Source organism: Cryptosporangium sp. NPDC051539 (genome assembly GCF_044454545.1).
Lineage (GTDB): Bacteria > Actinomycetota > Actinomycetes > Mycobacteriales > Cryptosporangiaceae > Cryptosporangium.
Window position 1 is genome coordinate 59,794 of the sequence record NZ_JBITDV010000003.1, and the last position, 16,132, is coordinate 75,925.

Sequence of the window (16,132 nt, forward strand, 5' to 3'; positions counted from 1 at the left end):
TCGAGTAAGGTGCCCGGTATGCAGACGTCCCGAGGACGACGGAAGGCGCGGCCGTCCGGCGACGAGCGCGAGTCCGCGATCCTGGCCACCGCCGAACGCCTGCTCGGCGAGCGCCCGTTCGCCGAGATCTCGATCGACGACCTGGCCCGTGGTGCCGGTATCTCGCGCCCGACGTTCTACTTCTACTTCGCGTCCAAAGAAGCGGTGCTGTTGTCGTTGCTCGACCGGGTCGGCCTCGAGGCGCACGCCGGAGCGACCGATGCGCTCGAACACTCGACGACCGACGACCCCCGGGCGCTCTGGCGGGCCGCGATCCGGACGTTCTACGAGACGTTCTCCGCCCACCGGTCGGTCGCGCTGGCCGCCGCCCAGGCCCGCACCACCAGCGCGGAGGTCGGCGCGCTCTGGGCCGGGATCGTCGAGGGCTGGGTCAGCCGGACACAGCTCGCGATCGAGTCCGAGCGGGCCCGCGGCGCGGCCCCGGCCGGTCCCACCGCTCCCCCGGCTCGCGACCTGGCGATCGCGCTCACCGCGATGAACGAGCGGGTGATCCACGGGACGTTCGGCGGCCTCGAACCGGCGATCGCCGGCCCGGACGTGGTGGACGTGCTGCTCGGCGTGTGGCTCGCGGCGATCTATCAGGGGCGTCTGTAAGACTGGGCCGCGATGGACTTCTACTCCGTTTACGACCAGGGCTTCTTCCGAGTCGCGACCAGCGCGCTGAAGACCGCGATCGCCGACCCGGTGGCCAACGCCGCGTCCGTGCTCGAGGCCGCGCGCGAGTGCGCCGGCGAGGGCGTCGGCCTGGTGGTCTTCCCCGAGCTGACGCTGTCCGGCTATTCGATCGAAGACCTGCTCCTGCAAGACACGCTGCTGGACGCGGTGGAGACCGCGCTGGCCACGATCGTGGCCGCGTCCGCAGACCTGCTGCCGGTACTGGTCGTCGGCGCGCCGCTGCGGTACCGGCACCGGCTCTACAACACCGCGGTCGTCGTCCACCGCGGCCGCGTCCTCGGCGTCGCCCCGAAGTCGTACCTGCCGACCTACCGCGAGTTCTACGAGCGGCGGCAGACCGCGCCCGGCGACGACGTCACCGGGACGATCCGGCTGGGCGGCGCCGCGGGGTACGACGTCCCGTTCGGCCCGGATCTGCTGTTCACCGCGGTCGACGTGCCCGGCTTCACGCTGCACGTGGAGATCTGCGAGGACATGTGGGTGCCGATCCCGCCGAGCGCCGAGGCGGCGCTGGCCGGGGCCACCGTGCTGGTGAACCTCTCCGGCAGCCCGATCACGATCGGCCGCGCCGACGACCGGCGGCTGCTCTGCCGGTCGGCGTCCTCGCGCTGCCTGGCGGCCTATCTCTACGCGGCCGCCGGCGAGGGTGAATCGTCGACCGACCTGTCCTGGGACGGGCAGACGATGATCTACGAGAACGGCGTCCTGCTGGCCGAGACCGAGCGGTTCCCGCGCGGCGAACGCCACGCGATCGCCGACGTCGACCTCGACCTGATCCGCGCCGAACGACTGCGCATGGGGACGTTCGACGACAACCGCCGCCACCACGCCGCCCGGCTCGAGGGTTACCGGCAGATCGAGTTCACCGCCCGGCCGCCGGCGGGCGACATCGGGCTGCGGCGCCCGCTCGCGCGGTACCCGTTCGTGCCCGCCGACGCCTCCCGGCTGGAGCAGGACTGCTACGAGGCCTACAACATCCAGGTCTCCGGCCTGGAGCAGCGGCTGCGGGCGATCGGGCAGCCGAAGGTCGTGATCGGCGTGTCCGGGGGCCTGGACTCGACGCACGCCCTGATCGTCGCGGCGAAAGCGATGGACCGGGAGGGCCGCCCGCGCAGCGACATCCTCGCGTTCACGCTGCCCGGGTTCGCGACCAGCGACCACACCCGCAACAACGCCGAGCGGCTGGCCGAGACCCTCGGCGTCACGTTCGAGACGATCGACATCCGGCCGGCCGCCAACCAGATGCTGTCCGACCTCGGGCACCCGTACTCGCGCGGCGAAGAGGTCTACGACGTCACGTTCGAGAACATCCAGGCCGGGCTGCGCACCGACTACCTGTTCCGGGCGGCGAACCAGCGCAACGGCATCGTGCTGGGCACCGGAGATCTCTCCGAGCTCGCGCTGGGCTGGTCGACGTACGGCGTCGGCGATCAGATGTCGCACTACAACGTCAACGCGGGCGTCCCGAAGACGCTGATGCAGCACCTGATCCGCTGGGTCATCGCGTCGCACCAGTTCGACGACGAGGTCGGCAAGGTGCTGCAGGCGGTGCTCGACACCGAGATCACCCCGGAGCTGGTGCCGACCCGCGAGGGCGAGACCCCGCAGAGCACCGAGGCCAAGATCGGTCCGTACGCGCTGCAGGACTTCTCGCTGTTCCACGTCCTGCGCTACGGCTTCGGCCCGGCGAGGATCGCGTTCCTGGCGCTGCACGCCTGGCGCGACGTCGCGGCCGGCGAGTGGCCGCCGAACTACCCCCAGGAGAGCCGCAACGCCTACGACCTGGCGCAGATCCGGCACTGGCTCGAGGTGTTCGTCGCCCGCTTCTACGCGTTCAGCCAGTTCAAGCGCTCCGCGATGCCGAACGGGCCGAAGGTCTCGGCCGGCGGGTCGCTGTCACCCCGCGGAGACTGGCGGGCCCCGTCCGACGCGTCCGCCCGGACCTGGCTGGACGAGCTCCACCGGGACGTTCCGGAGTTCTAGCTGTCCGAACGTACCGGTCCGCGGCATTCACGTCCGGGTCGTCATCGTCCGATGTAGGCACTTCACGTGGCCCAATCGGCTGATCCGATCACGATCCGTCGCAGTTTTCCCACGTCGGCGTGCTGCGCGTGAGTCGACGTGAATGCCGCACCGAACGCGCGAGGTACTAAAGTGGACTCTCGGATAGTCACGCAGAGTTGAAGTCGGGCCGTCTCGGCCCACGTGGAGAACACCGCAGAAGCCCCAATCGGCACGTTCGGCCAAGGGCTTTCTGCCGACTTTTTCAAAGCCGGTATTTTAAATGCGATTTTAAATTTATTCGGCTTTGAATTGTGTTCAAGAATTGCGATCCAGGGCCCAACCTTATCTGTCCTTAATACTGACGGGTTTCGTTCAGTAGTGCCGATGCAGTTTTTCGGGCGGCACCGCGCCCGCCTCCGAACCGTACCGGAGAGTAGAGGCCTGTTCGCAACCGGATTCAAAAGTCTGCTCAAATATCCGCGAGCGGTACCGGGCACCCTCACACAAAGGCCGAAGAATGGCGTCGACCATTTCTGGTTACGCGCGGCCGGGAGCGGCCCTGAAAAGGCCGCAGAAGGCTTCGGACGAACACGCGCAGGAGAGGACACCCCAGCGGCCCGGCTCGCCGGAAAGGTGCCGCACAGGCATTGCGGCGGCATTGTGCAGCCGCGGCCGGAACGGGGCGGACGACGGCCGGGAGCCGGCGCGGACACGAAAAGGCCCCGGCCGACGAGCACGCGTTCCGGAAGACCGGAACGGGTCGTCGGCCGGGGCCTGTTGCCGGCGCGCCGGGCCGAGTGTCACGAGTGAGAGCCGGCGGCGCGCGGTGAGCTCGATGTCGTGCGCTTGCTCCGACGTCCCCGCCCTCGCCGGGCCGACCGCCATACCTGCTGATCAGGATGTTCGGGGTCGTAGCCCGGCGAGACGGGACGTCTGCGAACGGCGTTGACGGCCGTTCGGGACCCGCTGCTGTGGCGAACGTCCAGCGAGCGGGGGTGACCGTGTCGTTCCACCAGGGCCGCGAGGGGCCGGTCCGGCGCGGAAGGCGCGGTCGACGAGGAAACTGCTCCGTAGGAAAAGGGACCGTGAAAGACCAGGAATGGTCAGCCGTGCTGCATGGCACTACTCCTCGACATCAGACCGAAAGAATTCGGCATCGAATGGGAACGAAGATCAGGGGTGCATCATTCCAGAGGCGACCGCAGCGCCGCCGCCGCCGGCAAGGAAGGCAACCGTGGCGAGCGTGATTGCAGTGGCAGCAGCTGCGATGAGACGACCGATCCGCATGATTACTCCTTGAGGGGGAACCGATTTTGATTCGGGTGCCCTAGGGGTTTCGCAAGATGCTCGACGCGTCGTGTTCCCGAGCAATTCCGAGGACGTGAGTAACCATTCCACAGCCGAACGTAATGGCAACCTTCTTAAGGTAAATAGGTGGTTCTCTTAAAGTACGACCCAGCGGTCACCCCGGCGCCGGCCATCGGCCGTCGGCGGGCCTGGGCGGCAATTCCGGAATGCATTTCCGACTGGCCCGGAATCGTGAACTCCGCACGGTATGGGGTAGTGTCAGTCTGAGTGAGCTCAGTTGTTCACTCGCTGAAGGGCGTGAGTCACTTGTTCACTCTCCGTCCAACATCTATCCTGACTTCGTGACGATCTCTCCGGTTCCCGGCTCGTTGATCGGGCGTGACCTGGAGATCGCGAAGTTCGACCGGTGGATCACCGGTTGCATGGCCGGTGAGGGCCGCGCGGTGCTGATCGACGGCGAGGCCGGCATCGGCAAATCCACTTTGATGCGCACCGTGTCGCTCCAGGCCGCCGAGGCGGGGTTCACCGTCTACCGGGGAGCGGGCGACGAGCTGGGCCAGGCCCTGCCGCTGATCCCGTTCCTCGACGCGCTCGAGGTCCGCGAGTCCACTACCGACCCGCGCCGGCGCGCGGTGCTCCGGCTGTTAAGGGGTGACCTGTCCGCGGCGACCGCGGTCGACGTCGTCACCGCCGCGTCCGAGCACCTGTTCGCGCTGATCGAGCAGCTCTGCGAACAGTCGCCGACGATGATCGTGATCGACGACCTGCAGTGGGGCGACCCGACGTCGGTGGCGCTGTGGGGCCGGCTCGCCCGGGCGGCCCGTCAGCTGCCGCTGCCCCTGCCGCTGTTCCTCCTCGGTCTCGCCCGCCCGACGCCGCAGGGCGACAGCCTCCGCGCACTGCGCCGCACGGTCGACGCGAGCGAGCTGGTCCGGCTCGGCCCGCTGGGTGGGTCCGACGTCACCGCGCTGCTGACCAGCCTGACCGGCGCCCGCCCCGGCGCCGGGCTGGCCCGGCTGGCCGACGGCGCCGCAGGCAACCCGCTCTACCTCACCGAGCTCATCGGCGCGCTCAGCCGTGGTGCTTTCCTGACCGAGACCGAACCCGGCACGGTCGACGTCGTCTCCGACTCGGCGCCCCAGACGCTGACCGCGGCGATCGCCGACCGGCTCGGCTTCCTGTCCGAACAGGTGCGCGGCGTGCTCCGGGCCGCCGCCCTGCTCGGAGTCCGGTTCGCGGTCGACGACCTCGCGCTCGTGCTCAAGCAGAGCGTCACCGACCTGCTGCCGTCGCTGCAGGAGGCGATCGCGGCCGGCGTCCTCGCCGACACCCCCGACGGCCTCGGGTTCCGGCACCCGCTGATCCGGACCGCGCTCTACGAAGAGCTGCCCGCGTCCGTCCGCTCGGCGCTGCACCGCGACGCCGGCCGCGCGCTGGCTGCCGCCCACGCCCCGGTCGACCGGGTGGCCAGGCAGCTGCTCTCGGCCGACGACCCGTCCGGCCCGCGCCTCGGCCCGCTCGACCCGTGGGTGCAGGACTGGCTGGTCGAGGCTGGTCCGGCACTCGTCGGCCAGGCACCGCAGGCCGCGGTCGACCTGCTCCGGCGGGCGACGTCCGGCTGGCCGGTGCGCCCGTCCAACACCGTGCTCTCCGCGCTGTTCGCCGACGCGCTCTACCGCACCGGCAAGGCCGCCGAGGCGATCGGCGTCACCACCGCCGCGCTCGACCGGGTCACCGATCCCGACCTGATGGTGGAGCTGCACTGGATCAGCTGCCAGGCCCAGATGCAGTCCGGCGAGACCGCGAACGCGCTCGAAGTGCTCTACAAGGCACTGGCCAACCCGCAGCTCACCGCGCGCCACCGGGCCCGGCTGCTGATTCCGGTCGGCCGCGCGCACCGGATGATCGGCCAGCTCGAGCTGGCGTCCAAGGCCGGTGAAGAGGCGCGCGAGTTCGCGCTGGAGTCCAATGACCGATGGGCGCTGGCCTGGGCGCTGCACCTGCTCTGCGTCACCACCGTGACCCGCGGCGACGCGGCCGAGAGCATCCCCCTGTTCGACCAGGCCATCGCGGTCACCACCGATGAGCTGTCGCTGACCGACCTGCGCCTGCTGGTGCAGGTCAACCGGGCCGTCGCGCTCGGCGACCTCGACCGGTATCCCGAGGCACTGGAGTCCGCGCGCGAGGTCCGCGACGCGGCCACCCGCGTCGGTTCGGCGATCCGGCTGGCCCAGGCCCACACCGCGCTCTGCGAGCTCTACTTCGAGAACGGCCAGTGGGACGACGCGCTGGCGAGCGTCGCCGCGGTGCCGGACGAGGCGTGGGACCAGGCGTCGGCCTGTCACAACCGGGGCATGGCCGCCGCGATCCTGCTGCACCGGGGCGACACCGAGGACGGCCTGGTCAACCTGGCCAAGTCCGAGTCGCACGCCGAGACGCTGGGGCAACGCGTCCTGGCGTCGCTGGCGCAGGCCCGTTCGCTCCGCTTCGAACAGGAAGGCAGGCCCGACCAGGCCCTCGCCGCGCTCCTCACCAACCTCACCGGTGAGGTCGACGAACTCGACGAGATGGAAGAGCTCGTCCCCGACGCGATGCGCCTCGCGCTCGAGCAGAACGACCACGAGAGCGCGGCGCACGTGCTCCGGCTGGCCGAGGAGGCCGTCGGGCGGGCCGCGATCCCGCACCGGGTCGGCACCGCGTCGTACTGCCGGGGGCTCCTCGAGCGCGACCCGCACCTGCTGCTCCAGGCGGCCGAGCGCTATCTGGCCGGCGGGCGTCCGCTCCGCCGGGCCACCGCGCTGGAAGCCGCCGCGGGGCTGTTCGCCGAGCTCGGCGAACGGGCCGAGGCCCGGAACGCCTTCAGCCGCGCACTCGACGGCTACCACATGCTGGAAGCCCACTGGGACGCGGCGCGGCTGCAGAACCGGTTCCGCGAGTACGGCATCCGGCGGGCCCCGCGGGTCAAACACCGCCAGGTCCGCTCGGGGTGGGACAGCCTCACGCCGACCGAGGCGAAGATCGCCGACCTGGTCGTGCAGGGGATGTCGAACCCGCAGATCGCCGCGCAGCTGTTCCTCTCGCCGCGGACGGTCAGCACCCACGTCTCGCACATCCTGAGCAAGCTCGACCTGCGGTCCCGGATCGACCTGGCGCGCGAAGCCGCCCGCCGGTCCGAGTAACCGCCTTCCTCCGCACACGAATCAGCCGGGGACACCCCTCGTGTCCCCGGCTGAACTCGTTCCCCGCTCCCCTACTCCTCCGCGGGAGTGGGGTATCCGTGCCGGGACGTCACCGCGTTCGGCGGCGTGACCCGGGCCCGGCCGACGACGCCCTGACCGTCGGCGTCGGTGGTGGCGCCGGTCTCGCCGTCGAGATCGGACACCAGCCGCTCACCCGCCTCGTCCGGCACGGACGCTTCGGAGGCCTCGGACGTCTCGGACGGGAAAGGACCGGCCGGCGCGGGGCCTGCGGCCGCGGGGCCGGCCGCCGCAGAGCCGGACGCGCCGGCCGGAGTCGGAACGGCCCCCCCGCCCGAGGCGGGGAGGCCGGAGGGGGCCGGTGCGGTGGGTATCGCGACGCCGAACTGCGTGACGCCGTCACCCCCCGACCCGTTCTGCATGCCGTCACCGGACCGGCCGTGCTGCATGCCGTCGCCCGAGAGCCGGGGGATGTCGCCGGTGCCGTACATCAGCGGCACGTCGCCCGTGGTGTGGGTGATCGGCAGATCGGTGAGCGAGATACCGCGGTGGCGTCCCGCCGATGCTCGGCCCGGGGCACCCGGCTCCGCCGTGCCGGGTGCCACCGGGCCTGCGGACCCCGGAACCAAGGGGCCGTAGGGGTGGCGCGGCCCCCTAGCCGCCGCGCCGTCGAACGGGGTGGAGCTCACCGGCATCGAGCTGATCGGCCGGGAGGCGCCAGGGGCGTCGTACTGCATCGGATTCACCGGTCCAGAGCTGTCGTAGGGAGGAACGGGGTGGTCGAACGGCGGGACGGCCAGGCCACCTACTGCGATCGGGCCGAGCGGGTCGACGGCGGCGTACGCGCCGGCCGGGCGTCCCGGCTCGGACGGCGGAGCCGGATAGATCGGCCCCCCGTACCTCGGCCCCCCGTACATCGGGCCGCCGTGGATCGGTCCCCCACCGTGGAGCGGGCCGCCGTGGAGCGGGCCGCCGTTGATCGGGACGGGGCCCGTTCCGTTCGGGACGCCCCCGCCGATGGGGCCGTCGGTGCCGGAGCGGGGCCCGCCGAGGGCGCCGGCGGGGCCGCTGGTAGGGCCGGGGTATCCGACCGGGACCGGTCCGTTGCGGCCGTTCCGGGCGCCGTTCGGCCCCCCCGCGGGCCGGGGGCCCATCGGGTACCGGCCGTTCGGGCCCGTCGCCGCACCGGGCTGCGGCGACGGGCGGTCGAAGCCGACCGCGGGGGCGTGGCCACCCGGATAACCCAGCTGGTCGCCGGTGGCCAGCGAGGGGTGCGGTGTCGGCATCATCGGCAGCCGCGGCGCCGGCCAGGTAGGCCCCGGGCGCAGCTGCGGCGGGTGCGGGCCGGGACGTCCCCGGCCCCCGCCGAGCGCGGCGCCCAGCGGCGAACTCACGGGCACCGAACTCACCGGAGCCGTACTGCCCACCACGCCCGCGGTGCCGACCGCACCTTCGGCGGAACCCAGCGCACCCGCCGGACGGGCACCCGAGCCGAGCGCACGCGGCGCGGCCTCCCCGTCGCGGACGCGCTCGCTGTGGAGCTTCTGGCTCGCGGCCTCGAGGGCGACCACCGTCGCCTCCTTCCGGCGCTTGCGCTGGCCGGCCCGGACCCAGCCCGGTGCGACGTACCACCAGATCAGGAACCAGGCCAGCGACCCGCCGGTGATCCAGTAGGCGTACGGGGCGCCCATCACGACGTCGAGGATCAGCAGCACCACGCCGTTGATCGCCAGCATCAGCATCGTGACGCCCCAGAACGCGAACCGGCTGGACGCACGGACGAGCTGCGCCTCCAACCGGCGGCGGAACACCAGCCGCGAGAACGGCGCCGGTGCGATCAGCAGGCAGGTCGCGCCCGCCACCAGCACCAGGCTCACCACGTACACGGTCCGCTGGAACTGCGTGGTCTCCGCGAACCGTCCGGTAAATGCGAGTAGCAGCAAGAACACGAGGAGTAACTGCGTTCCGATCTGCGCGGCCCGGACCTCGTGCAGGATCTCGAGGTAGTTCCGGTTCCAGCGCTGGGTCGGGGTTTCCCGCGTCCGTGCGTCGCGCTGCTCGGAAACCATCCGGCCGGCCGTCAGTTCGTTGGCCATCGAAACACACCACCCTCCGGCTCCGACGGGGCCCGGGAAGGGTTCCGTCGCTGGTAGAAAGACTCGTCTAAGTCCGATCGGGAGACATCGGTCGACTGACGTAGCCGCGAAGCTCCGTGCGGTCGTACGACGGCGGTGCGACGACGACGGCAAGGCTCCGTTCCGGCGCACCGTCGGCACAGGGCCGCAACGTGCCGCAGACCGAGCACAGCGGACCCGCTGACGCCGAGGCGAACGAAGGCGGAGTGCTAGGCAGGTGTGACACCCAGTGACGCACGGCCCTCACCCCGCCGCTCGCTCGAGGCGGTGCCGGGCCGGGCCGAGTCCCGCCGGGACCGCGGTCACGCCGGACGGCACCGGGGCGTCGATCGGCCGGTACATGGGCCGGGGCCCGGACTTGGGGCGCGGCATGTAGCGGTGGTAGATCTCCAGCCGTGCGGACGCCGTCGGCGGGACCATCCCGGCGCGTCCGAACGAGTGCAGGATGGATTGCTGGAGCACCCGGGCCGCCTCGCGGAGCCACGGCCCGTCCACCGGATGGCCTTCCCGGCCCAGGCAGCGGGCGATCATCGGCAGCACGTTGTACCGGTTCGGATCGGCCAGCTCACGGCAGGCCATCTCGAACGCGACGTAGAAGCCGGAGAACGCCACCGGGTACGCGAGCGCCTCGGTGAAGTGCAGCCGGTGGCGCGATAACGCCGGCACCGCGTACCAGCGCAGGCCCAGTGCGGCGAACCACGCGAACGCCGGATGCTCGAGGGGCACCTCCAGCACTCGTTCGGGCGACAGTTCGTAGGCGATCACCGGGCCGCCGTGCACGCGCAGCAGCAGCGGCAGCACGTCGAACGGGCCGGGGAGCAGTCGTCCACCGTCGACCGGACGCCCGCCGGGCCAGCCGGCCCGCAGCGCCAGCGTGGTCAGTTCCAGGTGGTGCGGGTCTCCCAGGATCGAGCCGTCGGCCTGCCGGTAGCCGGCGTAGCTGACGAGCTGACCGTTGAGGATCTCGATGCTCGGGTCGAGCACGGTGGCGACCGAGCGGATCCGGCCGTCCCGGGTCGCTACCCGGAGGTGTTCGGCCAGCCCGGAGGCGACCGCGTCGGGATCGGTGACCCCGCGCAGGTCACGGACGTGCAGCCCGCGCCAGCGCAGGCGTCCGATGCCCTTGTCGGCGTTGGCCCAGGCGACCCGGGCCGCCCAGGCGAGTTGCTCGGTGGTGGGAATCGTAGGAACAGCTGGGGCGAGGTGTCCACGCTCCGCCGCGACGAGGTCGATCATTTCGGCACCTCCAGAACTAATCGCGAATGACGCAGACCGTGCTCAAACTCGGGTCGCTGGCTCCGTGGATGTGCATTCCGCTGGCGACCGCCCTGGTCAGGGCCGTGACGGCGTCGCGGTCGAGGCATTCGCCCGGCATCACCGACGGGACGCCGGGCGGGTAGGGCGTGATCGGCTCGGCGCTGGTGCGGCCGACCGAACGCTCGAGCGGTACCGACTCGGTGGCCGCGAAGTGCGCCTCGCGCGGTGTGCAGACCTGGGTCCGCGGCGCGAGCAGGGCCTCGACCAGCTGGCCGTCCCAGGCCGGGCGGAGCCGGCGGCGAGGGCGGCAGGCCACCGTCCGCAGGGCGGTCACCAACGCGTCCACGACGTCCGGGGACGTGCAGGTGGTGATCGCCACGAACAGGTTGCTCTCGTCGGCCCCTTCGACGGCGACCGCCGGGTGCAGCAGCCCGCTGGTGCCGAGCCCGGGGCCGGGCGTCCGCAGGAGCCGTTCGAGTTCGAGGCCGGTGAGGCCGAGGCCGCGGACGCTGATGACCAGCCGCAGCGGGTCGAACCGGTCGGCGGGAACGCCGAGGTCTTCGGCCTCGGCCACCCGGACGCCGGGGATGGCGGCGAGCCGGCGGCGGGCGTCGGAGGCGAGCTCCAGCGTGCGGTCGAGCAGCACCCGGCCGCGGCTGACCATCGTGCGGCGGGCGTCGTCGATGCTGGCCAGCACCGGGAGCAGCGGCGACGTGGTCTGGGTCATCTGGACGGTGCGGCTGATCCGGCCGGCGTCGACCCGGGCGCCCGCGGTCATGATGATCGCGGCGCCGGACGGGGCGGCCAGCATCTTGTGCGCGGAGGTGACCGCGACGTCGGCGCCCTGGGCGATCGCGTGCTGGGGCAGGTCGGGGTGGAACGGCAGGTGCGCGCCCCAGGCTTCGTCGACGAAGAGCGAGGTGTCGTACCGGTGCGCGACCGCGGCCAGCGATCGAACGTCGGAGCAGGCACCCGCGTATCCCGGGCTGACCATGCTGACCAGCCCGGCGCGGCGCCCCAGCGACGACAGCGCCGCGTCGAGCGACGCCGGGTCGATGCCGAGGCTGATACCGAACCCGGCCTGGTCGATCCGCGGGATCACCCAGTGCGGCGTCGCTCCGGAGAGGACCAGACCGGCCAGCGTGGACGTGTGGCTGTCGCGGGCGATCACGACGTGGTCGGTGCCCGGCCCGAACGCCTGCTGCTGCGCCAGGTGGACCGCCCGGTTGCCGCCGGACGAGCCGTCCAGCAGGAAGAGCGCGGTGTCGGCTCCCCAGGCCTTGGCGGCGAGCGCCTCCGCCTCGCGGCGGGCCCGGGTCGCGTCGGCCGGGGTCAGCCAGACGTCGGAGGCGAGAAACGTGCTGCCCAGCAGGTTGCGGAGGGTCGAGCCGACGCCGCGGCCACCGGCGTGGCCGGGGACGTGCAGCGCGCCGGTCTCCAGGCCGCGGTAGCGGATGATGGCGTCGACCAAGGGGGCGGCGCCGTGAGCGGCGTCGTAGAGGACCGGACGGTCCCCGCCGGACAGGGCAACGGCGGTCATCGGTTCGCCGTCCTTTCGTGACCGATGACCGCCGTGCCGCCTGGCGCACCGGACGGAAGTCCGGCACCCGGGGAGTGGACGATCTGGGTGGACGAGGAGGTCTTGCCGTTGGGGGCCAGCAGCATGTAAGCCATCAGGACGAAAATCACGCCCATCGCCAGCCACTTGGTCGTCGGGATGACCGTTCCGTGCGCCATCTTGTCCATGGCCAGGACGCCGACCTGCACGAACACGATCCAGCCGAGCGTGACGGTGCCGAGCTCGGCCCACTGGAGGCTGGCCGAGTAGACCGCGAAGAGTCCGAGGAAGGCGATCGCGCCGGCCGACCACCAGAGCTGGTGGCCCGTGTCGAGGTAGCGCATCGCGCAGTAGCTGCCGATCAGGTCCAGCCCGGCGAGCGCCACGATCGCGGCGGCGCCCATCGGCGAGAACGTGAGTGCCTTCGCGTCGAGCAGCGGCTCCGCGAGGGAGGACGCCACGGAGGGCTCGGTCAGGACGGGCGGGAGCCGGAAGACGTCAGCCGCGGATGCCGAGGTTGCATCCAGCGTCGTGTAAATAGCCATCTGCGCTCCACCTTCCTCACCGACGGGGCCCGGTTGGAGGACTCCAGAGGGGTTCCGTCGCTGAGGGATACGGTCGTCTACGCACGGTGACGAGACATCGGTCGACTGACGTAGGTGCGAAGCGCGCACTGACGTAGTGCCGTAGACCGGTGGGAATTGCATTGCAGATCCGGCCGTTTACGGACGAACTGCTCAGCCGTTCGGTGGAGAGGCAGGAGACGCACGGCTCCGCCGCCGGAAAGGTTCAGTACCCCTCCGGTCGGCGTCCGGCTCCGCGGTCCTGGAGACCTAGGAGCGCTCGAAGGCCTGGGCCATCCGGGCCTGGTCTTCCAGGACCTCGTTGATCCGGGCCTGCACGGTGTCGAGCTGCCCGATCGTCTGGCTGGTCGCGTGGATACCGGAGGCGACCTGCTGGCTGCTGGCCTGGATGCCGGTGATCTGGTCGGACACCTTCTGGGTCGCCTCCGCGGTCTCCCGCGCCAGCTCCTTGACCTCGTTGGCGACGACCGCGAACCCGCGTCCGACCTCACCGGCGCGGGCGGCCTCGATCGTCGCGTTCAGCGCCAGCAGGTTGGTCTGCTCGGCGATGCCGCTGATGATCCGGATGACGTCGCCGATCGCCGCGGACGCGTTGCCCAGCGCCTCGACCTCGGTCGTCATCGCGCTGGCGCCCCGCATCGCCTGCTCGCCGACCGAACTCGCGTCCATCGACGCACGGCGCAGCTCGGAAATGCTACCGAGCAGGGCCTGCGCCTTCTCGGCGTCCCGCTCGGACCGGCGCAGGACCGACATCCGCTGCGAGACCAGCAGCTGGACGTTGCGCAACGCCGCCGCGCGCGACTCGGAGAGGTCGATCTCCTTGGTCGTGAAGAAGTCCATCGTCCCGATGAACGCGTCTCCGTCGAGGATCGGGAAGCACACGCCCGACTTCACACCGGCGCGCTGAGCGGCGGGTGCACGCACGCAGTCGGTCATCTCGCCGATGTCGCGGACGAAGAACAGGTCCCTCGACTTCCACGTCCGCCCGGACAGACCGACGCCCTCGGCGAACGTGGCCTCGAGCGTGACCTTGCGGAATTCCTCACCGGCGGAGCCGGACTCGACCTTGAACCGGAGCACGTTCTCGTTCGGGTCCAGCTGCCAGAACGACCCGTAGGCCCAGCCGAACGCGGAGCGGACCGTCTCCAGCGCCACCCGGAGCGCGCTGTCCTGGTCGTGGGCGTCACCGACGCGGGCCACGACCGTGGTGACGGCCTCGCGGTCCTCCAGCGTCTCCTGCAGCGCCGCGTTGCTGAACGCCTGATTGCGGGCGATCTGCGCGATCCGAGTGATCGCCGCCCACTTCTCGCCGCCGAACGCGGGCAGCGGGTGCGAGCCGAAGAACTCCATGACCGCGACGACGTTCCCGTCCTGCAGCAGCGGCACCGCGGCCGCGTGCTCCATTCCGGAACGCTGCGCAGCACTCCAGCGCAGACACTTGTCGCCGGCGTGCGGCATCTCGCTGGTCATCACCGGCCGGCGGCTGCTCACGGCGACGCCGAGCAGCCCGGCGTCCGGCGGGACCGACTCGGCGTTGTTGATCGCCGCACGCAGGGTCGCGCCCAGCGTGCCGGCCTCCGCGGTCAGGACGTAGTGGCCCGACGGCTCCCGCGACCACCAGGCACCGTAGGCCAGGTCAAGCGTTTTCACCAGTTCGGTGATGATCTTGCCGCTCGCGTCCGCAAGGCTGTCGACGCCGCTCCCGAGTGCGACCACGACCCGCTCCAGAGCCTCGACATCGCGCGGGATGACGAACGTCGTCTGGGGCGCCGTCTTCTTGCCGAACAGGCCCATGCACCTAGCCCCTCCCCGTTTGCCACTCCAGTCGTCAGTTCGGCGGGGAAGAGCCCACACTGAGCAAAACCGTTGCCCGGATCACGGAGTCCGGTCCCACCCGGTTCCTACCGGCCCGCGATCGCTCCCCGCAGCGGCGTCGGGGGGCAGAGCCGACGCAGGTAGGCGGCCACGTCGGCCGGGTCGTCGGCGAACAGGCCGAGGTAGCCGTCGGGACGCACGACCGCGTATCCCCCGGCGTCCAGGCCGTAGGCCGCGGCCGCGGCGGCGTCCAGCGCAACGGCGTCCGCCAGAGGCTCGGTGAACGTGAGGACCGTGCACCCGGGGCCGCGGAGGCGGTCGAAGAGCGTGCCGGAGCCCAAGGGCGCGTCCGGGGCGCGGTCGCCGGCCCGGAGCGGGCCGGAAGGCGCGCGCCGGAGGTCGGCCGACAGCGAGCTGTCCCGGTAGTGCAGGTCCAGCTGGTCGGTGTCCTTGCCGCGCTCGGGCGCCCCGGAGGAGCCCCGCAGCAGCAGCGTCGACAACCCGAGCACCTCGGCGGCGATCGGCTGCCGCTCGGCCTCGTAGGTGTCGAGCAGGGTGTCCGACCCGCTCGCGAGCTTCCACCCCAGGTTGTAGGCGTCCTGCACACCGGTGTTCAGGCCCTGGCCGCCGGCCGGCGAGTGCGCGTGCGCCGCATCGCCGGCCAGGAACGCGTTCCCGGCCCGGTACGCGGCCGCCAGCCGGATGTTCACCCGGTACAACGAGCGCCAGGTGACCGCGTCGATGAGCAGATCCGGGCGTCCGGACCGCGCCGACACGAACTCCTGCAGGTCGCCGGGATCCTCGGACGCCGTCAGCGGCGCGGTGAGCTGGAAGAGGTCCGTGCCGGGCAGTGGGCACAGCCCCAGCGAGAGGTCCTGGGACACGAGATCACCCCAGATGTGCCAGTGCTCGTGGTCGAGCCGGCCGGGCGCGAACCGCACGTCGGCCAGCGCCATCCGCTCGGTCTCGAACGTCTCGCCGAGGAACGGGATGTCGAGCGCCCGCCGGACCGTGCTGCGCCCGCCGTCCGCCCCGACCAGGTACGTCGCCTCGATCACCGACCCGTCGGCGAGGACCGCCGTGGTCCCGGACACCCCGGTCACCGCTACCCCGAACTCGACACTCACGCCCAGTGACGACAGGCGGTCCCGCAGGATCTCCTCGGTCAGGAACTGCGGCAGCATCAGGATGCTCGGATACGGCACGTCCGGGCTCGCCGGGCGGGGCGTGCCCATCGCGCCCTCCCACACCACGTCCGACCCCGCGTACGCGCGCATCGGCGGGTAGGGCCTGGCCACCTCCAGCACCCGGGGCAGTACCCCGAGGTCGTCGAAAACCTCCAGCGTGCGGGGCTGGAGCCCCTTTCCCCGCGACCCGACGGACGGTCCGGGGGCGGCGTCCACTATCCGGACGCCCACCCCGCGGCGGGCCAGGTCGATCGCGAGGGTCAGGCCGGTCGGTCCGGCTCCGATGACGAGTACGTCGGTCATGTCGAACTCCTCCGTAGGCAGTGCGGCCACGGTGCGGGAGCCCGCTGTC

9 protein-coding genes are annotated in these 16,132 nt (G+C 71.5%); 3 read left to right on the top strand and 6 right to left on the bottom strand.

Going from position 1 to position 16,132, the window contains the following annotated elements:
* The first annotated feature begins 18 nt into the window (after positions 1-18).
* From ACIBZJ_RS10580 to ACIBZJ_RS10590, 3 genes are all read left to right on the top strand, one after another.
* The gene (locus ACIBZJ_RS10580; RefSeq protein ID WP_395927908.1) at positions 19-654 is read left to right on the top strand and encodes a TetR/AcrR family transcriptional regulator; all 636 of its coding nucleotides are present in this window, start codon (positions 19-21) and stop codon (positions 652-654) included.
* Between the two features lie 12 nt (positions 655-666).
* On the top strand, positions 667-2,718 hold the full coding sequence (locus ACIBZJ_RS10585; RefSeq protein ID WP_395927910.1) for an NAD(+) synthase: 2,052 nt from the start codon (positions 667-669) through the stop codon (positions 2,716-2,718).
* A gap of 1,670 nt (positions 2,719-4,388) precedes the next feature.
* Positions 4,389-7,226, top strand: a complete 2,838-nt coding sequence (locus tag ACIBZJ_RS10590; protein ID WP_395927912.1) for an AAA family ATPase — start codon at positions 4,389-4,391, stop codon at positions 7,224-7,226.
* Between the two features lie 71 nt (positions 7,227-7,297).
* Here ACIBZJ_RS10590 and ACIBZJ_RS10595 read toward each other — a convergent pair whose 3' ends face one another.
* The 6 genes from ACIBZJ_RS10595 to ACIBZJ_RS10620 form a co-directional block, all read right to left on the bottom strand.
* Positions 7,298-9,340: a DUF6328 family protein gene (locus tag ACIBZJ_RS10595; protein ID WP_395927914.1), complete on the bottom strand. Its 2,043-nt coding sequence runs from the start codon at positions 9,338-9,340 to the stop codon at positions 7,298-7,300.
* Between the two features lie 282 nt (positions 9,341-9,622).
* Positions 9,623-10,615 (bottom strand): nitric oxide synthase oxygenase, encoded by a 993-nt coding sequence (locus ACIBZJ_RS10600; RefSeq protein ID WP_395927916.1) that lies wholly within the window; start codon positions 10,613-10,615, stop codon positions 9,623-9,625.
* A gap of 16 nt (positions 10,616-10,631) precedes the next feature.
* Complete coding sequence (locus tag ACIBZJ_RS10605; RefSeq protein WP_395927918.1) at positions 10,632-12,176, bottom strand: aminotransferase class I/II-fold pyridoxal phosphate-dependent enzyme; 1,545 nt, start codon at positions 12,174-12,176, stop codon at positions 10,632-10,634.
* The gene (locus tag ACIBZJ_RS10610; protein ID WP_395927920.1) at positions 12,173-12,739 is read right to left on the bottom strand and encodes a hypothetical protein; all 567 of its coding nucleotides are present in this window, start codon (positions 12,737-12,739) and stop codon (positions 12,173-12,175) included. Before ACIBZJ_RS10610 ends, ACIBZJ_RS10605 begins: the two co-directional genes overlap by 4 nt.
* A 288-nt stretch (positions 12,740-13,027) precedes the next feature.
* A complete protein-coding gene (locus ACIBZJ_RS10615) occupies positions 13,028-14,572 on the bottom strand; it encodes a methyl-accepting chemotaxis protein (protein WP_395927922.1) in 1,545 nt (514 codons plus the stop codon).
* Between the two features lie 107 nt (positions 14,573-14,679).
* Positions 14,680-16,083, bottom strand: coding sequence for an FAD-dependent monooxygenase (locus ACIBZJ_RS10620; protein ID WP_395927924.1), 1,404 nt, complete (start codon positions 16,081-16,083; stop codon positions 14,680-14,682).
* Positions 16,084-16,132: the final 49 nt, after the last annotated feature.